This is a genomic window from Methylobacterium organophilum (assembly GCF_022533465.1).
GTDB lineage: Bacteria > Pseudomonadota > Alphaproteobacteria > Rhizobiales > Beijerinckiaceae > Methylobacterium > Methylobacterium organophilum.
In genome coordinates, this window is record NZ_CP092848.1 from 1,177,501 (window position 1) to 1,200,353 (window position 22,853).

Here is a 22,853-nt window from a genome sequence, read left to right on the forward strand (position 1 = left end):
CCACGAAGGCGCCGACATAGTCCGGGATGCCGGTCCCGGCCGGCGCCACGAAGTCGGAGATGCAGGTATTCGGGCGCCCGTCGCGCTTGGAGAGCTGCTGGCGCAGGCCGTGGAAGGTGGCGAGCGCCTCGCCGCGGCTCTCGCCGGTATAGAGCACGATGTCGTCACCGACGGCATTGGCCGGCCAGAAGCCGATCACCGCCTTCGGGTTGAACCAGCGCTCCTCCACGATCTGCTTGAGCATGGCCTGCGCATCCTCGAACAGGGCGCGCGCCGCCGGGCCCTGCTCGGGATCGTCGAGGATCGCGGGGAAGCGGCCCTTGAACTCGTAGGTCTGCAGGAACGGCGTCCAGTCGATATAGGGGACGAGGTCGGCCACCTCGTAGCTGCCGTAGACCCGCGTGCCGGTGAAGCTCGGCTTCCTGGGCGCGTAGCCCGACCAGTCGATCTTGAAGCTGTTCGCCCGCGCCTTGGCCAGCGGCAGGCGCTGCTTGTCGGCCTCCGAGCGGGCATGGGCGTCGGCGACCTTGCGGTACTCGGCGCGCAGGTTCTCGATGACGCCGCCGCGGCTCTCCTTCGAGATCAGGCTCGAGACCACGCCCACGGCGCGGCTCGCATCGGTCACGTAGACCGCCTGGCCCTTCTCGTAGGCCGGGTGGATCTTCACCGCCGTGTGCACGCGGCTGGTGGTGGCGCCCCCGATCAGGAGCGGCACGTCGAAGCCCTCGCGCTCCATCTCGCTCGCCACATGCACCATCTCGTCGAGGGAGGGGGTGATGAGGCCGGACAGGCCGACGATATCGACGTTCTCGCGCTTGGCCGTCTCCAGGATCTTGGCCGCCGGCACCATCACGCCGAGATCGATGATCTCGTAGTTGTTGCAGGCGAGCACGACGCCGACGATGTTCTTGCCGATGTCGTGGACATCGCCCTTCACGGTGGCCATCAGCACCTTGCCGGCGGCCTGGCGCTGGCCGGTGCCGCCATTGGCCTTCTTCTCCTCCTCCATGAAGGGCTCGAGGTAGGCGACCGCCTGCTTCATCACGCGGGCCGACTTCACCACCTGGGGCAGGAACATCTTGCCGGAGCCGAACAGGTCGCCGACCACGTTCATGCCGGCCATCAGCGGGCCCTCGATGACGTGGAGCGGACGCTCGGCTTGTCGCCGCGCCTCCTCGGTGTCCTCGATGATGTATTCGGTGATGCCGTTGACCAGGGCGTGCTCGATGCGCTTCTCGACCGGGGCCTCGCGCCAGGAGAGATCGGCGGTCTTGGCCTGGGCCGAGGCGCCGGTCTTGAACCGCTCGGCCGCCTCCAGCAGGCGCTCGGTGGCATCCTCGCGGCGGTTGAGGACCACGTCCTCGCACAGGTCGCGCAGCTCCGCCGGGATCTCGTCATAGACCGCGAGCTGGCCGGCATTGACGATGCCCATGTCCATGCCGGCCTTGATGCAGTGGAACAGGAACACCGCGTGCATCGCCTCGCGCACCGGCTCGTTGCCGCGGAAGGCGAAGGACAGGTTCGAGACGCCGCCCGAGATATGGGCGTGGGGCAGGGTCTCGCGGATGGTGCGGGTCGCCTCGATGAAGGCGACGCCGTAGGGATTGTGCTCCTCGATCCCCGTGGCGACGGCGAAGATGTTCGGATCGAAGATGATGTCTTCCGGCGGGAAGCCGACCTCTTCGGTCAAGATCTTGTAGGCGCGGGTGCAGATCTCGACCTTGCGCGCGTAGGAATCGGCCTGGCCCTGCTCGTCGAAGGCCATGACGACGACCGCCGCGCCGTAGGAGCGGCAGACCTTGGCGTCGTGGACGAACTTCTCGATGCCCTCCTTCATGGAGATCGAGTTCACGATCGGCTTGCCCTGCAGGCATTTCAGGCCGGCCTCGATCACCTCGAACTTCGAGGAATCGACCATCACCGGCACCCGGGCGATGTCGGGCTCGGCGGCCACCAGATTGAGGAACTCGACCATCGCCTTCTGCGAATCGAGCAGGCCCTCGTCCATGTTGACGTCGATGACCTGGGCGCCGGCGGCGACCTGATCGCGGGCGACGTCGAGGGCGGCGGCGTAATCGCCGTTGGTGATGAGCTTCCTGAACTTGGCCGAGCCGGTGACGTTGGTGCGCTCGCCCACATTCACGAAGGGGATCTCCTTCGTGAGCACGAAGGGCTCCAGGCCCGACAGGCGCATCAGGCGCGGGATCTCGGGAATCGCGCGGGGCTTCTTGTCGGCGACGGCCTCGGCGATGGCGCGGATATGGTCCGGCGTGGTGCCGCAGCAGCCGCCGACCATGTTGACGAGGCCCGATTCGGCGAATTCGCCGACGAGCTTGCCCATGGCCTCCGGGCTCTCGTCGTAGAGACCGAACTCGTTGGGCAGGCCGGCATTCGGGTAGGCGCAGACCAGGGTGTCGCAGATGCGCGACAGCTCGGCGATGTGGCCGCGCATCTCCCGGGCACCGAGGGCGCAGTTCAGGCCGAAGGTCAGCGGGTCGGAATGGCGCAGGGAGTTCCAGAAGGCGGCCGGCGTCTGGCCCGACAGGGTGCGGCCCGACAGGTCGGTGATCGTGCCGGAGATCTGGATCGGCAGCCGGATGCCGGTCTCCTCGAAGACCTGCCAGGCGGCGGCCACCGCCGCCTTGGCGTTCAGCGTGTCGAAGATGGTCTCGATCAGGATCAGCTCGGCGCCGCCATCGATCAGGCCGCGGACCTGTTCCACGTAGGCCTGTTTCACCTGGTCGAAGGTGACGGCGCGGTAGCCGGGATTGTTGACGTCCGGCGAGATCGACAACGTGCGGTTCGTCGGTCCGATGGCGCCGGCCACGAAGCGGCGGCGGCCGTCTTTCGCCTCGGCGAGCTTGGCCGCCTCGCGGGCGAGGCGGGCGCCCTGCGCGTTCAGCTCGTGGATGATCGATTCCATGCCGTAATCGGCCTGGGCGATCGTGGTGCCGGAGAAGGTGTTGGTCTCGCAGACATCGGCGCCGGCGAGGAAATAGTCGAGGTGGATCTGCCGGATCGCATCGGGCTGGGTCAGGATCAGGAGGTCGTTGTTGCCCTTCTGATCGTGGCCGTGATCCTTGAACCGCTCACCCCGGAAATCCTCCTCGGTGAATGTCAGCCGCTGGATCACCGTGCCCATCGCCCCGTCGAGGACGAGGATCTTTTCCGAGGCGCGCTGGCGGAGCGCACGTTCGATCTCGGTGCCGTCGACGGGGGAGAAGTCGGTCATTCTTGCTATCTCGCAGTGATCCCGGAGCCGCGTGGCGGATGTCCGGATCCGGACGGGTCTCTATCTGTCAGATGTGCGAACCGAGGGGATGCCTCGGTCGGCCGTTTCGACCGCATTTCGGGCGCCCGCAAGTAGAGCCATTCCGCTCGTCCCGGGGCCGCGTGGCGCCTCCCTGGACCGGATCGGTTCCGACCCGCAAGGACGCAGCCCCCTCACGCCGCCTTTGCCGCCGCCACCTTCGGCGCCTGCGAGCGCAGGCCGAGGATGTGGCAGATGGCGTAGACGAGGTCCGAGCGGTTCATCGAGTAGAAGTGGAAGTCGCTGATGCCGGCATCGACGAGGTCGATCACCTGCTCGGCGGCGACCGCCGCGGCGACGAGGCGGCGGGTCTCCACGTCGTCGTCGAGCCCCTCGAACCGGGCGGCGAGCCAGTAGGGCACCGAGGCGCCGGTGCGGCGGGCGAAGTTCGCCGCCTGCTTGAAGTTCTGCACCGGCAGGATGCCCGGGATGATCGGGATCTCGATGCCGGCCGCGCGCACCTTGTCGAGGTAGCGCAGATAGATGTCGTTCTCGAAGAAGAACTGGGTGATCGCCTGGTCGGCGCCGGCATCGACCTTGGCCTTCAGGGCGTCGATATCGGCCTCCAGGGAGGCGGCCTCCGGGTGCTTCTCGGGATAGGCCGAAACCGAGACCTTGAAGTCGCCGATGCGCTTGATGCCGGCCACGAGGTCGGCGGTGGTGGCGTAGCCGCCGGGATGAGGCCGGTAGGTATGCCCGACGCCCTCGGCCGGGTCGCCGCGCAGGGCCACGATGTGGCGCACGCCCGCATCCCAGTAGGACCGGACCACCGCGTCGATCTCCTCCCGCGTGGCGTTCACGCAGGTGAGGTGGGCGGCGGGCTTGAGGCTCGTCTCCTTCACCATGCGGGCGACGGTGTTGTGCGTGCGCTCGCGGGTGGAGCCGCCGGCGCCGTAGGTCACCGAGACGAAGTTCGGCTGCAGCGGCGCGAGGCGCTCGATCGACGACCACAGGATCTTCTCCATCTCGTCGGTCTTCGGCGGGAAGAACTCGATGGAGACGCGGATCGGGCGGTAGCCGTCGCGGCTGGCGCGGTGACGGGAGGCGGTGGGCATGGGGTCGTCCTCTATGTCGATCGGTTCAGACGAATCGAAATCGGGTTCAGGCGACCGCCCGGGGGCGGTCCGCGGCGGCCTCGGCCGGTGAAACGGCATCCTCGGCGAGCCAGAGGGTCACGGTCAGGGGCAGTTCGGTGCCGTCGCTCGGCGCGATGTCGCGGTGGGCGACGGAGGCGAGGCCGGCTTCGATGAGCCAGCCGGTGATCTGGTCCGGCGCGAAGCCGAGGCGGCGATGGGCCTGGTCCTCGCGCAGATGCTCCAGGGTGTGGGGCGCGAAATCGACGACGAGGAGCCGGCCGCCCGGCGCCACGAGGCGGCGCGCCTCGCGCAGGGCCCGGGCCGGGTCGTCGAGGTAATGCAGCACCTGATGCACCACCACGAGGTCGAAGCTGCCCCGGCCGAAGGGCGGGGCGTGGATGTCGCCCTGGCGCAGCTCGATCCGGGAGAGCCCCGCCTGTTCCAGGTTGGCCCGGGCGACGGAGAGCATGGCGTGGCTCGAATCGAGGCCCGTCGCCCGGGCCGCCCGCGGGGCGAGCAGAGCCAGCATCTTGCCGGTGCCGGTGCCGAGATCGATCAGGCTGCCGACCGGCCGGGGACCGAGCAGGTCGAGGACCGCGGCCTCCACGATGGCCTCCGGCACGTGGAGCGAGCGCAGCCCGTCCCATTTCGGCGCGAGCCGGGCGAAGAAGGCCTGCGCGGCCTCCGCCCGCTGGGCTCGCACGGCGTCGAGCCGGGCCCGGTCCTCCGAGAGCGGCGGCTGCGCGGTCTCCAGCCGGGCGATCAGCGGCTCGACGAGGCCGCCGCCCTCGCGCATGCGGAAGAAGGCCCAGGCCCCCTCCCGGTGGCGCTCGATCAGCCCCGCCTCGACCAGCAGCTTGAGATGGCGCGAGATCCGCGGCTGCGACTGGCCGAGGATGTCGGTGAGGTCGGAGACGGAGAGTTCGCCCTCGGCGAGCAGCGCCAGGATGCGCAGGCGCGTCTCCTCCGCGGCGGCGCGCAGCACGCCGAGCGCTTCGGGGAAGCGGACGGTCGAGGGGGCGCTGTCGTTCTCCTTAGACATAAAGATATCTTTATGTCCGTTTCGATGGCCTGGCAAGCCGTTTCGCACGCGGCCTTTCCCTCAGCGGCTCCGCAGGCTCACTCGGCCGCCTCTTCCCGGTGCGGGCGCAGCTCCGGAGCGCCCTGCTCGGGGCCGCTCGACGGGGCGACCTGACTTTCCGAACGACTCGAATCGACGAAGATCCGGGCCTCGCCCTCGCGGATGCCGAGGCTGCGCAGGGCGTAGCGCATCATGCCCAGGGCGAGTTCGCGCTCGCCCATCAGCACGAGGCCGGCCCGCGCCTCCTCCAGCTTGCGCCGCTCCGCGTCGCTGTGGGTGCGCACCAGGGTATCGATGTGGGGATTGGCGTCGCGGGCGATCTCCAGGAGGCGGCGGCCCTGATGCGCCTCCGGGTTGGCGACGACGAGGAGGCGGGCGGTGCCGATCTCGGCGGCGTCGAGGATGCCCGGGGCGGTGGCGTCGCCGAACACCGCCGGGATGCCCGCCGCCCGCAATTCCATGATGCGGCGTCGGTCGCGCTCGACGACGACGAAGGGCAGCTCCCAGTCGCGCAGGGCATTGGCGATGGCGCTGCCGACGCGGCCATAGCCGACGATGACGGCATGGTCCCGGTGGCGGACCCGGTCGCTGCGGATCTCGATGGGCGCGCCGCGCCGCCGCTCGAACCGGGTGGCGAGATCCGGATGCTCCCCGAGATAGCGGGTCACCCGGGCGGCGAGCGCGAAGAAGAGCGGGTTCAGGGTGATCGAGAGCAGCGCGCCGCCGAGCACGAGGTCACGCCCCTCCACCGGCAGCAGCTTCAGGGTGATGCCGAGGCTGACCAGGATGAAGGAGAACTCGCCGATCTGGGCGAGGCTCGCGGCGATGGTGAGCGCCGTGCCGACCGGATGGCCGAAGGCCAGCACGATCGCGATCGCCGCCACCGACTTGCCCAGCACGATCACCCCGAGCACGGCGAGCACCGAGAGCGGCTCCCGCAGGAGGATGCCGGGATCGAACAGCATGCCGACGGAGACGAAGAACAGGACGGCGAAGGCGTCCTGCAGGGGCAGCGAATCGGCGGCGGCCTGGTGGCTGAGATCGGATTCGGCGAGCACCATGCCGGCGAAGAAGGCGCCCAGCGCGAAGGAGACGCCGAACAGCTCCGCCGAGCCGAAGGCGATGCCGAGCGCCAGGGCCAGCACGGCGAGGGTGAACAATTCCCGCGAGCCGGTCCGGGCCGCCTTCTCCAGGATCCAGGGGACGAAGCGGCGGCCGCCGACCAGCATCACCGTGACGAAGATGCCGACCTTCACCACCGTGAGGCCCAGGGTGAGCCAGAGGCTGTCGCCGATGTCCTTTCCGGAAAGGTCGGCGATGAGATGGGCGAGGCTCGCGGCGGCGCCGCCATGGCCGCCCCCCGCATCGGCCGCGCCGCCGAGGCCCGGGGCCAGGGCCGGCAGCAGCACCAGCGCCAGCACCATCGCGAGATCCTCGACGATGAGCCAGCCCACGGCGATGCGGCCCTTGTCGCTGTCGAGCAGGCCCTGCTCCTCCAGCGCCCGCAGCAGCACGACGGTGCTCGCCACCGAAAGGGCGAGGCCGAAGACGAGTCCCGCCCCGAGGCTCCAGCCCCAGCTCAGCGCCAGCCCTCCGCCCATGGCGGTCGCCGCGGCGATCTGCACGATGGCGCCGGGAAGGGCGATGGTCCGCACCGCCATCAGGTCCTTGATCGAGAAATGCAGCCCCACGCCGAACATCAGCAGGATCACGCCGATCTCGGCTAGCTGCTGCGCCAGCTCGGCATCGCCGACATAGCCGGGGGTGAAGGGGCCGATGGCGATGCCGGCGAGCAGATAGCCGACCAGCGGCGGCAGGCGCAGGAACTGCGCGGCCATCCCGAACAGGAAGGCACAGACCAAACCCAGCGCGATGATGGAGATGAGTTCGGTCGCGTGGGGCACGGGCTCTCCTTCGGGCACGGGCAGCTGCCGCAGGGCGTCCCGCCGCGCCGCGTGGAGCCGGCTTCATGCCAACGAGACCGGCTTCGCGCGGATCGGTTCCGGAGACCGTCCCGGTATGTCGCCGGCCGGCGCCGCGCGGAAGGGCGTTCATCCGGATTTTGGACGATTCCTTATGCCCTTGCCCCGCTCCCTGGGAAATGCGGGTGCAAAACCGCACGGAGCGACGCGCGTCCAGAGGTCGCGAGCCGCCCGCCCTTGTCACTGAGGAGCAGGGCCGCCCTTAGCGCGGAATGTCGTTAAGCATTTTTCACGTGAAAAGCCGACGCGCCGTCAGGCCTTCTCGTCCAGGGCCGGATCGGCTTCGGAGGCGCCCTCCGAGGCGGACGGCATCCCCTGCCGGGCCGTATTCAGGACGGCGAGCAAGGTCTCGGCATCGTAGGGCTTGGCCAGCAGGTTCGCCCCCGTCTCGCCCCTGACCGCGTTGGTGTCGCCGGTGGCATAGACGACGACCGCGGATGGCCGCATCGCCCGCGCCCGGGCCGCGAGTTCGGGGCCGGAGGCACCCGGCAGGTTCACGTCGGTGACGAGCACGTCGACCGGCGCCGTCTGAAGGGCCGCCATGGCCTCCTCCGCGCTGCCGGCATCCACCACGACGTAGCCGGCATCCTGCAGCATCTCGGCGGTGTTCATGCGGATGAGGTCGTCATCCTCGACGAGCAGCACCGTCGGCCGACCGCCGGCGACCGGGACCGGCGCCTTGGACGCCGTCCTGGAGACCGCCTTGGGCGTGGCGGCAGCGGGCTTCGCCGAGGCGGCCACCCCGCGCTGGCGCTGGTTGGCGAGCACGTGGCGGAACTTCCGGGCAAGCGCCTCGCGGGTATAGGGCTTCGAGAGCAGCTCGACGCCCGCATCGAGCCGGCCGCCATGGACGATCGAGTTCTCGGTGTAGCCGGAGGTGAAGAGCACGGCGATGTCGGGCAGGCGCTCGCGGGCCTTGCGGGCGAGCTCCGGGGATTTCAGGGCGCCCGGCATCACCACGTCCGTGAAGAGCAGGTCGATCGGGATGCCGCTCTCGATCACGCTGAGCGCGCTCGTCGCGTCCACGGCCTTGAGCACGCGGTAGCCGAGATCCGACAGCATCTCGACCACGGTGGCCCGCACCTCCGGATCGTCCTCGACGACGAGCACGGTCTCGGTGCCGCCCGCGACCGGGCCGGTATCGACCGCCACCTCGACATCCTCGGATTCCATCGCGCGCGGCAGGTAGAGCCGGATCGTGGTGCCGTGGCCGACCTCGGAATAGATCTTCACGTGGCCGCCCGACTGCTTGACGAAGCCGTAGACCATCGAGAGCCCGAGGCCCGAACCCTTGCCCTCCGCCTTGGTGGTGAAGAACGGCTCGAACACCTTGGCCACGATCTCCGGGCTCATGCCGCAGCCCGTGTCGGAGACGGCGAGCATCACGTACTGGCCCGGCATCACCTCGTCGTGGGTGCGGGCATAGGCGTCGTCGAGATGCGCGTTGGCGAGCTCGATCGTCAGCTTGCCGCGCCCGTCCATCGCGTCGCGGGCGTTGATGGCGAGGTTGAGGAGCGCGTTCTCGATCTGGCCGGGATCGATGAAGGTGTTCCACAGGCCGCCGGCGAAGACGGTCTCGATCTCGATCGCCTCGCCGATCGCCCGGCGCAGCATCTCGTCCATGCCCTGGACGAAGCGGGTGACGTTGACGACCTTGGGTTCGAGGGGCTGGCGCCGGCCGAAGGCGAGGAGCTGGCTCGCGAGCTTGGCCCCGCGCGACACGCCCGCCATGGCGTTGGCGACGCGCCGCTCGGCCCGGTCGTTGCCGGCGATGTCCTTGGCGAGGAGCTGGAGGTTGCCGGAGACGACCTGGAGCAGGTTGTTGAAGTCGTGGGCGACGCCGCCGGTGAGCTTGCCGATGGTCTCCATCTTCTGGGCCTGGACGAGCTTGGCCTCTGCCTGACGGCGCTCGTCGATCTCGGCGATGACCCGGGCCTCCAGCGTCTCGTTGAGCTGGCGCAGCTGCTCCTCGGCCCGCTGGCGATGGCGCACCTGGCGGGCGAGATCCTCCGCCTGCTCCCGCAGGGCGGCCTCCGCCGCACGCTGATGGGTGATGTCGGTATGGACGCCGACCCATTCGACGATCCGCCCGGCCTGGTCGAGGATCGGCAGGGCGCGGATCGCGAAGGTGCGCCAGGTCCCGCCGTGATGGCGAACCCGGTGCTCGTGGACATACATGGCCTTGGCGGCGACCGCCGCGTTCCAGCTCCGCACGGATTCGGCCGCATCGTCCGGATGCACGGCCTGAGCCCAGCCGAAGCCCTGGTACTCCTCCCGGCTCTGGCCGGTCAGAGCGGCCCAGCCCGGCTGCTCGCCGGTCATGCGGCCGTCGGCGCTGTTGGTCCAGAGGACGCCGTGCACGGCATCGATCGCCGTGCGGAAGCGCCGGTCGCTGGCGGCGAGCGCCGCCTCGCGCCGCGCCCGCTCCTCGATGTCGATGCCGAGGATGTGCACGCCCGGCACGGAGCCGTCCGGCTCGATATGCGGCACGTAGCGCAGCTCCGCCCGGCGGGGCCGGCCGTCGTGATAGGGGATCGTCGTCTCGCTGGCGAAGGCCTCGCCGGCCAGGGCACGGTCGAGGGAGGGCTTGCGGTCGGCGTAGAAATCCTCGCCGACGATCTCGCGCACCGGCCGCCCGATCATGGTCCGGGGATCGACGCCGAGCCAGTCCCGATAGGCCGCGTTGGCGAAGCGGTAGACGTGGTTGCGGTCGACATAGGCCACGAGCATCGGCAGCGCGTCGGTGAGGCGGCGAAGCTCCGCCTCGTTCGCCGCCAGCCGGCGCTCCGCTTCGACGCGGGCGCTGTTGTCGACGACGGTGCACATCACGCCGCCGATGCTGCCATCGGCCTCGTAGACGGGGGTGTAGAACAGGTCGAGGATGAAGGTCTGCGAGCGGCCGCCATGGTCGAGCACCATGACGTGGTCGTGGAAGGAGGAGAGCTCGCCGCGATAGCCCGCCTCGAGCATCGCCCGGTTCCAGTCCCAGATCTCCGGCCAGATCTCCTGGGCGCGCTCACCGAGGGCGCGCGGATGCTTCGGCCCGGCGATGGCGGCATAGGCGTCGTTGTAGAGCATGATGTGATCGGGGCCCCACATCAGCACCTTGGCCACCGGCGAGTTGACGATGTTGGCCACCGTCGCGCGCATCTCCAGGGACCAGCCGTCGACCGGCCCGAGTGGCGTCGCGCTCCAGTCCCTGGCCCGGATCAGCGCGCCGCATTCGCCGCCCGCCACCGGCCAGCCCTTGGGCGCGGGCCGGCGCCCGGTCCCGTCGCGCAGGGCCCGCAGGCCCGCCCGCACCACCTCGCTGGCATTGGCGTAGTCGCCGGAGCCGAGGCAGTCGGCGATGAACCCCTCCAGCTCGGGGGTGAGCGAGACGTTGCGCGACTGACGGGCGGCCATGACGCTTCGTGTTCCCGGATCGGACCTGTGTCAACAGATGTCATACCCACCGCATCGCGGCGGCGCGCGCCGGTCAGAGGGCGATCACTAGACCGTCCTCCGCGGCGATGTAGCCCTCGGGGGGATGGGCGATCATCTCGACGCTCATATGGGTGAGCATCAGGCGCCGGGGAGCGATCTCGGGCAGGCGCGCCTTCAGCGTCGCCCAGTCGAGATGGAACTTCACCGGCCGCTCGATCGTGTAGCCCTCGGCGATCAGCAGGTCGGCCTCGCGCCCGGCCGCGATCAGCGCGTCGACCCATTCCGTGTCGCCGGTATAGGCGAGCACCCTGCCCTCCCCCTCGATGCGCAGGGCATGGGAGGGCGCCCCGGAGGGATGGCGCACGGAAAAGGCATGGGCCGTGAAGCCGGAGGCCGTGACCGGCCGGCCCTCCGCGATCTCCGTCACGACCACGGGAAAGGCCCGTTCCGCTTTGCTCGATCCCGGAAACAGCGCCTCCATCGCCGCTTCCAGGCGCGCCTGGATCCCCTCCGGCCCGACGATGGTCAGCGGCGTCGCGCGCCGGCTGACGAGCTGCCCGTCGAGAATCAGCCAGGGCAGCCCGCCGAAATGATCGCCGTGGAGATGGGTGACGAAGACCGTGTCGATGCCGTTCGGGTCGACGCCGTAGCGGCGGATCGCGATGAGCGAGGAGGCGCCGCAATCGACGAGGAAGCAGGTCCCCGAAGCCGTGACGTGGAAGCAGGTGTTGAAGCGGCCGCCGGAGCCGAACGCGTCGCCGCAGCCGAGAACCTGAAGCCGCATCGTGATCCGCTCCCCCGCTTTGCCCTCAGGGCAAGACATCTCGGTCGCGGGCGCTCCGGGTCAATCGCGTTCGATCGCGATTGCCTTGGCCGCCGGGATCGGCTGTCTACGCCCCGCGACGAATCGGAACGGGATGAAAATCGGATGTCGGGCGGACACGGAGCGGTCGAGGGGTCGAACAAGCGCGTGGCGCTGCTGATCTCCATCCTGGCCCTCTTCCTGGCGGGCGCTGAGACGCTCGCCAAGAGCGCACAGACCGAGGCGCTCGGCGCCAATGTCGAGGCCTCGAACCAATGGGCCTATTTCCAGGCCCGCACGATCCGCTCGACCGTGGTGAAGACGGTGGACGAACTGGTGGCGCTGCTGCCGCCGGGCACGGATCCGGCGGCGATCGCCGCCAAGCGCGCGGACTGGGCCAAGACGTTGGCCCGCTGGGATTCCGAGCCGGCCACCGGCGAGGGCCGCAAGGAACTCGCCGAGAAGGCCCGGGCCTCGGGCGAGCGCCGCGACCTCGCGCTGGAGCGCTACCACCATTACGAGATCGCCTCGGCCGCCTTCCAGATCGGCATCGTCCTGGCCTCGGCGGAGGTCATCACCGGCATCGCCGCACTCGCCATCGGCGGCGGCCTGCTCGGCGTGGCGGGCCTCGCCCTGGCCGGATTCGGGCTGTTCGCGCCCCACGCCCTGCCCTTCTTCCACTGAGGGAGGTCGCCCTCAGGCCGCTTCCCGCGGGCGCCGACGATAGAGCGGGTCGTCGAGGCCCGCGATCGGGATGAAGCCGGGGCGCGCCCGCAGGCGAGCGATCCAGGCCCGGACCGCCGGGAAAGGCTCCAGGGAGATGTCGCCCATGGGCGCGAGCGCCACGTAGGGAAACACCGCGAGATCCGCGATGGTGGGACGTCCGGCGGCAAGCCAGGCGCGGGTTTCCAGGGCGGCTTCGAGGATCTGGAGGGACTTGACGCCCCGGGCCGTCGCTTCCGCCAGGGTGTTCGCGTTGCCCCAGATGCCGAAGCCGTCATGGGGTCCCTGGAAGGACAGGATCGCCCGGGCGGTGAAGACCCCGTGCTGGATCCAGCTCGCGGCAAAGGCGAGCCAGTCGACGATCTCGGCCTGCTCGGCTGCCTCGCGGGACCACCAGGTCCGCCCCGCATGCTTGTCCGCGAGATGGACAAGGATCGCCGCGGAATCCGTGAACGTGCGGTCCCCGTCGATCAGGACGGGCACCTCGCCGCGGGGATTGATCGCGAGGAAGGCCGGCCCGTGCTGCTCGCGGCCGGGAAAGTCGATCTCGACCTCCTCCACCGTCAGGCCGAGGAAAGCCAGGAGCAGGCGGACCTTGTAGCTGTTTCCCGACTCCCGGTAAGTATAGAGCCTGATCGACATCGCTCTTCTCCCGGACCGTCGCGAGAAAACTAGCAATATCCGCGCAGGACGGGTTTTCTTTTTCCACGCGTCTCCAAGAAGAACAGCCTGTCCGCGTTCCTGTGCAGGAAAGGACGAGATCGTTCGAGCCCTATACGCGCACAGGGTGCGGCATCACGGTCTCGGGAGCTTCGGAACAGCCTGGAAGCGTGGGGATTGAGGCGAGGACGGCCCGCGGCATTCCGATGCGTCCGGGCCGCGCCATTCACCTCGTGAGATCAGCCTCGAGAGAGAAGTCCTCCATGAAGAAGTCCCTTGCCCTGGCAGCCCTCGGCCTCTCGGCCGTGCTGGCGACGCCCGCCCTCGCCCAGGACCCGCTGGCGGTGCGGATCGCCCCGCAGCCCGGTCTCGACGGGGCCGCCGCGACGCGGACCCCCGAGTTCCGCACCGCCGCCCTGCGCTCGGACGCGTTGAGCATCGAGTCGAGCCGCATCGCCCTGGAGCGCTCCCGCAACCCGCAGGTCCGCAACTACGCGCGCCGGGTTATCGAGCATCGGACCGCGACCACCGACGCGCTGCTGCCGCCGGGCACCTCGCTGAGCGCGGGCGGCACCGTCGTCGCCGATCAGCAGGGCATTCCGACTCGCCTCGACAACCCGGTCGGCGTGGTGCTCGCCCCGGTCACGCTCGCGGCCAACGTCACCACGGGCATCGTCGGCGGCGTGCTCGGGGGCGTCGGCCTGATCGACAACAGCCCGGGCGAGCCGGGGCGCCGGGTGGCGATCGGCCCCGAGGGCCAGGCCAGGATCGAGCGCCTGAAGTCGGCGCCCTCGGCGCGCGCCTTCGACCGGACCTATGTCGCCCAGCAGGCCCGCTCGGATGCGCGCACGCTCGCCCTCTACGACGCCTATTCGCGCTCCGGCGACAGCGCCCAGGGCCGCCAGTTCGCCAACGAGGCGCTGCCCTACATCGCCGGCGAGCATGCCCACTCGGCCGAGCTCGACGCCCGCTTCGGCGGCTGACCGCACGTCAGGGCCAAAAACGCGAAAGGGGCGGCTCCCGGTGGAGCCGCCCCTTTCCTTTCGGGATCGCCGCGACGCCTAGAACAGGCCGTCGATCTGGCCGTTGGCGTCGAGGCGGATATTGTCGGCCGCCGGGACCTTGGGCAGGCCCGGCATGGTCATGATCTCACCGCAGATCACCACCACGAAGCCGGCGCCGGCCGAGAGGCGCACATCGCGCACGGCGATGATGTGGCCCGAGGGCGCGCCCATCAGGCTCGGATCCGTCGAGAACGAGTACTGCGTCTTGGCCATGCAGACCGGCAGGTTGCCGTAGCCGTCCTTCTCGAAGCCGGCGAGCTTGCCCGCGGCCTTCGACTCGATCTGGATGTCGGCGGCGCCGTAGAGCTTCGTCGCGATGGCCTTGATCTTGTCGGTCAGCTTCGACTCGGTCTCGTAGACGAAGCTCAGCGGCTTCTGCTCGCCCTCGGCGAGCTTCACTACGGCGTGAGCCAGGTCCTCGGCGCCGGCGCCGCCCTCCGCCCAGTGCTTGCAGGTGATCGCCTCGACCTGGAGATTGTCGCGGCAGAGCTCCTTCAGCCGGGCATGCTCGGCATCGGTGTCCTGGTAGAAATGGTTCACGCCGACGACGACCGGCAGGCCGAAGCTGCGCACGTTCTGCACGTGCCGCTCCAGATTGGCGAAGCCCTTCTCCAGGGCCTCCAGGTTCTCGGAGCCGAGGCTCTTCTTGTCGACGCCGCCATGCATCTTGAGGGCGCGCACGGTGGCCACGATCACCACCGCCGAGGGCTTGAGGCCCGTCTGGCGGCACTTGATGTCGATGAACTTCTCCGCGCCCAGATCCGCGCCGAAGCCGGCTTCGGTCACCACGTAATCGGCGAGCTTGAGGCCGCTGCGGGTCGCGATCACCGAGTTGCAGCCATGGGCGATGTTGGCGAAGGGGCCGCCATGGATGAGGGCCGGGTTGCCCTCCAGGGTCTGCACGAGGTTCGGCTGCAGGGCGTCCTTGAGCAGCACCGTCATGGCGCCGGTCGCCTTCACCTGGGCCAGCGTCACCGGCTTGCGGTCGCGGGTCTCGGCAATGACGATGCGGCCGAGGCGCTCCTCGAGATCCGCGAGATCCTTGGCGAGGCAGAACACCGCCATCACCTCGGAGGCGACGGTGATGTCGAATCCGTCCTCGCGGGGGAAGCCGTTGGCGACGCCGCCGAGGGACTGGTTGATGGCGCGCAGGGCCCGGTCGTTCATGTCGACCACGCGGCGCCAGTGGATGCGGCGCACGTCGATGTTGAGCTCGTTGGCCCAGTAGATGTGGTTGTCGATCAGCGCCGCGGCCAGCGAATGCGCCGAGGTGATGGCGTGGAAGTCGCCGGTGAAGTGCAGGTTGATCTGCTCCATCGGCACGACCTGCGCCTTGCCGCCGCCGGCCGCGCCGCCCTTCATGCCGAAGCAGGGGCCGAGCGAGGGCTCGCGCAGGCACATCACGGTCTTCTTGCCGATGCGGTTGAGCGCGTCGCCGAGGCCCACCGTGGTCGTGGTCTTGCCCTCGCCCGCCGGCGTCGGGGAGATCGCGGTGACGAGCACGAGCTTGCCGTCCGGCTTGCCTTCCAGCGACTTGATGAAGTCGTGGTCGATCTTGGCGATGTGCTTGCCGTAATTGTGAAGCGCCTCGTCCGGAATGCCGATCTTCCGTGCGACGTCCGCGATCGGCTTCAGGGTCGCCGCGCGGGCGATCTCGATATCTGAGGGCATTTCTCTCACCGTCGTTTCTTGGAGGACCGGCCTGCCGGGCCGGTCCCTGTCGCCATCCGCGGAGCCGCGTCAGCAGGGCGAAAGCCCTACGCCGTCGTACCGCCGAGATAAACCGATGCGCCCAGTTTGCGGGAGGGCGCGGGAAAAAGCGCGTCGGATTTTTTCAATGAAAATGCGAAATTAAATTTTTTCGCCGACCGCCCGGATCGCCCGCGCCGTCCTCTCCGCCAGGTCCCCGAGCTCCGCCTCGCTCGCGATCAGCGGCGGGCTCAGGGCGATCGTGTCGCCGGCCGCGCGCAGGACGAGATCCTGGTCCCGGAAGGCCGCGACCATGGCGGCATAGGCCCGGCTGCCGCCTCCTTGCAGGGGCGCGAGATCGATGCCCGCGGCGAGGCCCACGGTGCGGATGTCGAGCACCTCCGGGATCGCGCGCAGGGACATCACCGCCTCCGCGAAGACCGGCTCCAGCGCCCGGGCCCGCTCGAACAGGCCCTCGTCCCGGTAGAGGTCGAGAGTGGCGAGCCCCGCCGCGCAGGCGAGCGGGTGGCCGGAATAGGTGTAGCCGTGGAAGAGCTCGACCGCCTCCGCCGGCCCCTGCATCAGCGTCGCGTAGATGTCCTTGCGCACGATCACGCCGCCGAGGGGCACCGTGCCCGAGGTGACGCCCTTGGCGAAGGTGATCATGTCCGGCACCACGCCGTAGCGCTCGGCGGCGAAGGCATGCCCCAGCCGGCCGAAACCGGTGATGACCTCGTCGAAGATGAGCAGCAGGCCGTGCCGGTCGCAGAGCGCGCGCAGGCGCTGCAGGTAGCCCTTGGGCGGCGGCAGCACGCCGGTCGAGCCCGCCATCGGCTCGACGATCACGGCGCAGAGGGTCGAGGCGTCGTGGAGGGCCACGATCCGTTCGAGGTCGTCGGCGAGGTGGGCGCCCCAATCCGGCTCGCCCTTGGTGAAGGCCTGGTGCGCCCGGTCGTAGGTGTGGGGCAGGTGGTCGACGCCCGGAAGGCCGGGGCCGAAGACCTTGCGGTTGTTGGCGAGTCCGCCGACCGCGATGCCGCCGAAGCCGACCCCGTGATAGCCGCGCTCGCGCCCGACGAACCGCGTCCGGCCGCCCTCACCGCGGGTGTGGCGGTAGGCGAGGGCGATTTTGAGGGCGGTGTCGGCGGCCTCGGAGCCGGAATTGCAGAAGAAGACGTTGTCGAGGTCGGCCGGGGCCAGGGCTCCGAGGCGGCTGGCGAGGGCGAAGGCGCCCGCATGCCCGAACTGGAAGGGCGGCGCGTAGTCGAGCCGCCCGGCCTGGTCGCGGATCGCCGCCGTGATCGGCGCGCGGTTGTGCCCGGCATTGCAGCACCAGAGTCCGGCGATCCCGTCGAGGATCCGGCGCCCGTCCGCGGTCCGGTAATGCATCCCCTCGGCGCCCGCGAGCATCCGCGGCGCCTGCTTGAAGGCGCGGTTGGCGGTGAAGGGCATCCACCACGCGTCGAGATCGTTGCGCGGGCCGGGCATGGAAGCGTCGAGAAGCATGGCCGGCCTCAGCCCGCGATCGCCGTGGCGGCGTAGCCGGCCCCGGTCAGGGCCCGCGCGACCTCCTCGCCCCGCGCCCCGGTCAGCGCGCTGACCCGGCCCGTTTCGAGGTCGACGCGGACCTCCGCCCCGGGGTCGAGGCGGCGGATCGTGCGGCGCACGGCCTCGGCGCATCCCGCGCAGGTCATGCCCTCCACCGCCATGAGGAGCTCGCTGCGGTTGCCGTCCATGCTGGTCTCCGTGTCGCGGGCGACATCTCGTCCATCTCGGCGCGACCCGCAAGGGCCGTCCCGGGATCCCCCGTCATGGGAGACCGGCGCGTTTCCGCATCACACCCGTTGATATCCCGGTCCCGGTCCCTCGCTCGCCTTGCGGGCGCCTGTCCGCTCGGCGAAAGATGACCCCGTCCGCAAGGCTCGAGGGCCGGGCCGGATCCCGCATGCGAAGAGCCCCCTCGTTACGAAGGTGAAGAGCCAGAAAGCCCGGACGATCGGCCCGCGCGGGCGCCTGTGGGCGATCAGCCTGTTCGGGCTCTCCGTCCTCGCGCCGGTCGCGATCCTGGAGCCGATCGTCGGCGCCTACGCCCTCGGCCTGGCCTCCGCCTTCGCCGCCCTGCTGCAGCATCGCCGGGCGAACCGCTTCGCCGCGGCCCACGAGAAGCTGTCGAGCGAGCTCGACGTGGTGTCGCAGCGCTTCCTGAAGCTCGAGACCGTGATCGCCGCCCTGGTGCGCGAGCGCCGGGAGCCGGGCCGCGCCGCCCCGCCGCCGACGGAATCCGAGGCGAAGGCCGAAGCCGAGGCGGACGCGAAGGCCCTGCGCAAGGGCGTCGACGAGATCACCGCCGAGATCGGCCTCCTGAGCGGCATCGTGCGCGAGCTCGCCAATGTCGTCTCCGCGCAGGAGCAGGAGATCGACCGGCTCAAGACCCGGCCCGCGCCCCCGCCCGCCCCCGTGGTGGTGACGCCGGCCCCGGAGCCGCCGGCGACGCTCGCACCACCGGCCGAGACCCGCCTCGAGCCCCCCGCCCTCCGGCTGCCCCCCGCGCCGCCTTTCGCGCCGGATCCCCTGCGGGGGCCGTCGCGGGGGCCGTCCTTGCGCGAGCCGCCCCCGCGCGAGCCGGTCCGGGACCCGGCCAAGGAGGCCGCCCTGGTCGAGGCCTTCGACGCGGACGGGCTCGACGTCTATCTCCAGCCCGTCGTCACCCTGCCCCAGCGCAAGGTCGTCGGCTACGAGGCGCTGGCCCGGGTGACGCTGAACGGCGAGGCCCTGCCGCCGGAGGTCTTCCTGCCGGTGCTGGAGCGCTACGGCCGCACCACCGCCCTCGACCGGCGCATGCTCCAGCGCGTCGGCACCATCGCCCGCCACCTGCAGAAGCGGGGCAGCCAGGCGGCGGTGACCTACGCCCTCTCGCCCTTCTCCCTGTTCGAGCCCGGCTTCCTGCGCAGCCTCGGCCGGCTGGTCTCCGACGGGGAAGGCATGCCGCCCCAGGTGATCGTGGCCCTGCCCCAGGCGAGCTGGCGCACCCTGGACGCGGAGCAGGCCGCCGCCCTCGCCGAGCTGCGGGGCAGGATCGGCTTCGCCCTCGACCGGCCGGTGGATCTCTCCTTCGAGTCCAACGCGCTCGCCGCCCGGGGCCTGTCCCAGGTCAAGGTGCCCGCCGCCCTGCTCCTGCGGCCGCCGGAGCGGATGGCGAGCCCGGACATCGCCGTGGAGGACCTCGTCGCGGCGCTCGGCCGGGCCGGGATCCGGGTCGTGGCCACCCAGGTCGAGCGCGAGACGGACGTGCCGAACCTGATCGACCTCGACCTGCCGCTCGCCCAGGGCGGCGTCTTCGCGCCGCCGCGGGCGGTGCGGGCCGAGGTGCTGGCCCCGGAGGCCCCGACGCCCCCCTCCCCGCCCGAGCCCCCGCCGGACCCGCAACCCCAGCGCCGCCCCTTCCGCGACTTCCTGCGCCGGGCGGTGTGAGCTTTCCGCGGCGGCCTTTCCTCACCCCTTGGGGGGGAGGGGCCAGGAAGCCGGCGGAGGGGGCCGCCGCCGCAATTCCCGGCCGCGCGCCCGAGGCATCCACTCCACTGCGCTCACGCGCGGTCTCCCTCGCCCAGGGGCGAGGAGAGCTACGGCCCTCGAAACCACCCCAAAATCCCGCCTCGCGTTGATTTCCCGGCGCCCAACCCCTACCCGGGCCGCGAAGAACGGCCGCGCGCGTCCCGCGCGGCTCCGCTGCGAAGGTCCCCATCCGCCATGGCAGGCAAGGCGCCCGACAGGCCCGTCCCGACGATCCCGCACCTCTCGGCGATCGCCGCCGATTACGACCTGATCCTGTGCGACGTCTGGGGCGTGCTGCATGACGGCACGGTCGGCCACCGGGCGGCGGGCGAGGCCCTGATCCGCTTCCGCGGCCTCGAAGGGTCCCGGGCGCGCCGGGTCATCCTCGTCTCCAACGCCCCGCGGCCCTGGCCCGGCGTGCAAACAATCCTCGACGGCTACGGCGTGCCGCGGGAGGCCTACGACGCCATCCTGACCTCGGGCGACCTCACCCGCCGGCTCATCGCCGCGCATCCCGCGGCCCGGGTCTACCATCTCGGCCCCGACCGGGACCGGCCGATCTTCGAGGGACTCGACCTCACCCTGGTCGGGGAGGAGGCGGCCGATCTCGTGGTCTGCACCGGCCTGTTCGACGACGACACCGAGACGGCGGAGGATTACCGCGACAGCCTCGCCCGCCTCCACGCCCGGGGCGTGCCGATGATCTGCGCCAATCCCGACCTCGTGGTCGAGCGGCGCAAGAGGCTCATCCCCTGCGCCGGCCTGATCGCCGCGGCCTATGCCGAGATCGGCGGCGCGGTCACCTATGCCGGCAAGCCCTATGCCCCCGTCTACGCGGCGGCCCTCGCCATGGCGGCGGATCTCGACGGCGGCGTGGCCCCGGACACCGCCCGGATCCTGGCGATCGGCGACGCGATCCGCACCGACATCGCCGGGGCCGCGGGGGCCGGCATCCCCTCCCTGCTCGTGGCCCGCGGCATCCATGCGGAGGAGCTCGGCGTCTCCCTCGACCATCAGAGCCTGGGCGACGTGGCCGAGTGGCTGGCCCGGCAGCCGGTGCATCCCGATGCGGTGACCGAGCGGCTGGTCTGGTAAGGATTTTCTGCGTAATCCCCGGCACGTGGCCGGCGTCGCCAGACCGCGCCGGCCCGGATAAAGCTGGCCGCCGGCGAACCCGGCGGAATTCGAGACGAGAGGCGCGTCCCGCGCCCGGGAAAGGACGATGACGCGACCTGAGGCGATAGCGACCGGCGGGCTCGAGACGGAGCGCTACGGGCATCTGTCCCGGCATCTCGTCGCGTCCGGCTATGCCCTCGTCGCGCCGCCGGTGCTGCAGCCGGTCGAGCCCTTCCTGGAATTGTCGGGCGAGGATATCCGCCGCCGCATCTTCGTGACCCAGGACGCGGCCGGGGCCGAGCTGTGCCTGCGGCCGGAATTCACGATCCCCGTCTGTCGGCACCACCAGGCGAGCCGCCCCGGGCAGGCCGCCGATTACAGCTATCTCGGCCCGGTCTTCCGCCTCGCGGCGGGGGAATCCGACGAGTTCGTGCAGGCGGGCATCGAATCGATCGGCCGCACCGACACCCCCGCCGCCGATGCGGAAGTGCTGGGCCTCGCCCTGGAGGGGCTGGAGCTCCTCGGGGTGAGCGATGCCGCCATCCGCTTCGGCGACATGGGCCTGACCCAGGCCTTCCTCGACGCGCTGAAGGTGCCCCCCGTCGCCAAGCGGCGGACCCTGCGGGCGATCGCCGCCGGGCGGCCCATCGCCGGGCTCGCCAATGCGGCGGGGGCCGAGGACCCGCATGCGGGCCTGCTCGCGGCGATCCAGGGGCAGGACCCCAAGGGCGTGCGCGCCTTCGTGGAAGACGTGCTCTCCATCGCCGGCATCTCCCGGGTCGGCGGCCGCAGCGCCGGCGAGATCGCGGAGCGCTTCCTCGCCAAGGCGGCGATGCAGGCGCAGGGCGGCGCCGGGCTGAACGAGGACAACCGGGGGCTGATCGAGCGCTTCTGCGCCATCGCCGGCGATCCCGACCGGGCCCTGGCCGACCTGCGCGGCCTTACCCGCGAGGCGGGGCTGGCCGATGCCGGGCTGGAGGCGGCCTTGGCCCTGTTCGAGGAGCGCACCGGCTTCATGGCCGCCCGCGGCCTGCCGATCGAGCGCTTCCGCTATGCCGGCAGCTTCGCCCGCAACCTCGACTACTATACCGGCTTCATCTTCGAGGCGACGCGGGCCGGGGGCTCGGCGCCCCTCGTCGGCGGCGGCCGCTACGACGGCCTGCTCCAGCATCTCGGCAGTGCCGAGCCCCTGCCGGCGGTGGGCTGCGCCTTCTGGCTCACCCGCTGCGTCCAGAGCGCCTGAGGCCGAGCGCGTGAGCATGACGATGCCGCAAGACGACAGCCCCCTCGTCCTCGCCGTGCCCTCGAAGGGCCGGCTGCAGGAGAACGCCACCGCCTTTTTCGGCCGCGCCGGGCTGAAGCTCGCCCAGAGCGGCGGCGCCCGCGACTACCGCGGCAAGCTCGTCGGCGTGGACAACGTCGAAGTGCGCTTCCTCTCGGCCTCCGAGATCGCGGCGCAGCTCGCCAGCGGCGCCGCCCATCTCGGCGTGACCGGCGAGGACCTGATCCGCGAGACCCTGCCGGAGAGCGCCGAGGCCGTCGAACTGCTGACGCCCCTGGGCTTCGGCCAGGCGACGGTGGTGGTCGCCGTGCCGCAGGCCTGGATCGACGTGCGGGCCATGGCCGATCTCGACGAGGTCGCCAGCGAGATGCGCCTGCGCCAGGGCCGCCGCCTGCGCATCGCCACGAAATACGTGAACCTGACCCGGCGCTTCTTCGCCGAGGCGGGCATCGTCGATTACCGCATCGTCGAGAGCCTGGGCGCCACCGAGGGCGCGCCGGCGGCGGGCTCGGCCGAGATCATCGTCGACATCACCACGACCGGGGCGACGCTGGCCGCCAACGCCCTCAAGATCCTCGACGACGGCGTGATCCTGCGCTCCGAGGCCAATCTCGTCGCCTCCCTGAAGGCGGCCTGGAGCCCGACCGCGCGGGAGGCCCTGCGCCGCGTCCTCGGCCGCATCGCCGCCGAGGAACGGGCCCGCACCACCCGGGAGATCCGGGCGGGGCTGCCCGAGGGGGAGGCCGTCGACCTCGCCGGAATCGCCGCCCGGCACGGGGCCGCGCCGCCCTACGGGGCGCCGGAGGCCGGGGCCCGGGAGCTGATCCTGCACTGCCAGGCCGATGCCGCCTTCGCCCTCTCCGAAGAGCTGGCCCAGGCGGGCGCGCATTCCGTGACCGTGCGGAAGGTCGATTACGTCTTCACCCAGGGCAACGAGCTGGCCGAGGGCCTCCTGGCCAAGCTCGGCTGAGCCGCCCCGCCGAGGCGCGTCCGATCGACGCGCCGGGGCATGGGATTACCCCGGAAATCCCGCATGCGCCCTGCGGGATTCCGGGCCCCTCTAATCCATGTTGGAGCATCTCCGGTGCCG

The 22,853-nt window shown here is 70.8% G+C and carries 16 protein-coding genes (1 of these 16 running past the window's edge); 6 read left to right on the forward strand and 10 right to left on the reverse strand.

The features are described from left to right. The 6 genes from metH to MMB17_RS05425 form a co-directional block, all read right to left on the reverse strand. Positions 1-3,232 carry the 5' portion of a methionine synthase gene (gene metH, locus MMB17_RS05400; RefSeq protein ID WP_241101339.1) on the reverse strand. Its footprint begins 518 nt before the window's first position, so 3,232 of the gene's 3,750 nt are visible here — the first part of the coding sequence; its start codon is at positions 3,230-3,232; its stop codon lies off the left edge, out of view. A 212-nt stretch (positions 3,233-3,444) separates the two neighbouring features. Then, a complete protein-coding gene (gene metF / locus MMB17_RS05405) occupies positions 3,445-4,365 on the reverse strand; it encodes a methylenetetrahydrofolate reductase [NAD(P)H] (RefSeq protein WP_238309618.1) in 921 nt (306 codons plus the stop codon). A gap of 46 nt (positions 4,366-4,411) precedes the next feature. Then, positions 4,412-5,428, reverse strand: coding sequence for an ArsR/SmtB family transcription factor (locus tag MMB17_RS05410; RefSeq protein ID WP_238309617.1), 1,017 nt, complete (start codon positions 5,426-5,428; stop codon positions 4,412-4,414). 77 nt (positions 5,429-5,505) lie between these two features. Next, positions 5,506-7,371, reverse strand: coding sequence for a cation:proton antiporter domain-containing protein (locus tag MMB17_RS05415; protein WP_241101340.1), 1,866 nt, complete (start codon positions 7,369-7,371; stop codon positions 5,506-5,508). Positions 7,372-7,701: 330 nt separating this feature from the next. Continuing rightward, on the reverse strand, positions 7,702-10,854 hold the full coding sequence (locus MMB17_RS05420) for a PAS domain-containing protein (protein ID WP_241101341.1): 3,153 nt from the start codon (positions 10,852-10,854) through the stop codon (positions 7,702-7,704). A 73-nt stretch (positions 10,855-10,927) separates the two neighbouring features. After that, complete coding sequence (locus MMB17_RS05425) at positions 10,928-11,659, reverse strand: MBL fold metallo-hydrolase (protein ID WP_241101342.1); 732 nt, start codon at positions 11,657-11,659, stop codon at positions 10,928-10,930. A 144-nt stretch (positions 11,660-11,803) separates the two neighbouring features. On the opposite strand from MMB17_RS05425, the gene MMB17_RS05430 reads away from it, so the two are divergent. Then, positions 11,804-12,361 (forward strand): DUF4337 domain-containing protein, encoded by a 558-nt coding sequence (locus MMB17_RS05430; protein WP_238309613.1) that lies wholly within the window; start codon positions 11,804-11,806, stop codon positions 12,359-12,361. A gap of 12 nt (positions 12,362-12,373) precedes the next feature. Here MMB17_RS05430 and MMB17_RS05435 read toward each other — a convergent pair whose 3' ends face one another. Further along, a complete protein-coding gene (locus tag MMB17_RS05435) occupies positions 12,374-13,042 on the reverse strand; it encodes a glutathione S-transferase family protein (protein WP_241101343.1) in 669 nt (222 codons plus the stop codon). 281 nt (positions 13,043-13,323) lie between these two features. Here MMB17_RS05435 and MMB17_RS05440 point away from each other — a divergent pair, with 281 nt between their 5' ends. Then, positions 13,324-14,043 carry a DUF4142 domain-containing protein gene (locus tag MMB17_RS05440; RefSeq protein ID WP_241101344.1) on the forward strand — a complete coding sequence of 240 codons (720 nt, stop codon included), beginning with the start codon at positions 13,324-13,326 and terminating at the stop codon, positions 14,041-14,043. Between the two features lie 78 nt (positions 14,044-14,121). On the opposite strand, the gene MMB17_RS05445 is transcribed toward MMB17_RS05440, so the two are convergent. The 3 genes from MMB17_RS05445 to MMB17_RS05455 all read right to left on the reverse strand — a co-directional run bounded on the left by MMB17_RS05445 (position 14,122) and on the right by MMB17_RS05455 (position 17,549). After that, positions 14,122-15,795: a formate--tetrahydrofolate ligase gene (locus MMB17_RS05445; RefSeq protein ID WP_241101345.1), complete on the reverse strand. Its 1,674-nt coding sequence runs from the start codon at positions 15,793-15,795 to the stop codon at positions 14,122-14,124. Positions 15,796-15,975: 180 nt separating this feature from the next. Next, positions 15,976-17,319 carry an omega-aminotransferase AptA gene (gene aptA / locus MMB17_RS05450; RefSeq protein WP_241101346.1) on the reverse strand — a complete coding sequence of 448 codons (1,344 nt, stop codon included), beginning with the start codon at positions 17,317-17,319 and terminating at the stop codon, positions 15,976-15,978. A gap of 8 nt (positions 17,320-17,327) precedes the next feature. Further along, positions 17,328-17,549, reverse strand: coding sequence for a heavy-metal-associated domain-containing protein (locus MMB17_RS05455; RefSeq protein WP_241101347.1), 222 nt, complete (start codon positions 17,547-17,549; stop codon positions 17,328-17,330). A 235-nt stretch (positions 17,550-17,784) separates the two neighbouring features. On the opposite strand from MMB17_RS05455, the gene MMB17_RS05460 reads away from it, so the two are divergent. The 4 genes from MMB17_RS05460 (at position 17,785) to hisG (ending at position 22,733) form a co-directional block, all read left to right on the forward strand. Continuing rightward, a complete protein-coding gene (locus MMB17_RS05460; protein WP_241101348.1) occupies positions 17,785-19,284 on the forward strand; it encodes an EAL domain-containing protein in 1,500 nt (499 codons plus the stop codon). Positions 19,285-19,560: 276 nt separating this feature from the next. After that, positions 19,561-20,460 carry a TIGR01459 family HAD-type hydrolase gene (locus MMB17_RS05465; RefSeq protein ID WP_241101349.1) on the forward strand — a complete coding sequence of 300 codons (900 nt, stop codon included), beginning with the start codon at positions 19,561-19,563 and terminating at the stop codon, positions 20,458-20,460. A gap of 127 nt (positions 20,461-20,587) precedes the next feature. Next, positions 20,588-21,724, forward strand: coding sequence for an ATP phosphoribosyltransferase regulatory subunit (locus MMB17_RS05470; protein WP_241101350.1), 1,137 nt, complete (start codon positions 20,588-20,590; stop codon positions 21,722-21,724). 22 nt (positions 21,725-21,746) lie between these two features. Continuing rightward, positions 21,747-22,733 (forward strand): ATP phosphoribosyltransferase, encoded by a 987-nt coding sequence (gene hisG / locus MMB17_RS05475; protein WP_241102123.1) that lies wholly within the window; start codon positions 21,747-21,749, stop codon positions 22,731-22,733. The last annotated feature ends 120 nt before the right edge of the window (positions 22,734-22,853 follow it).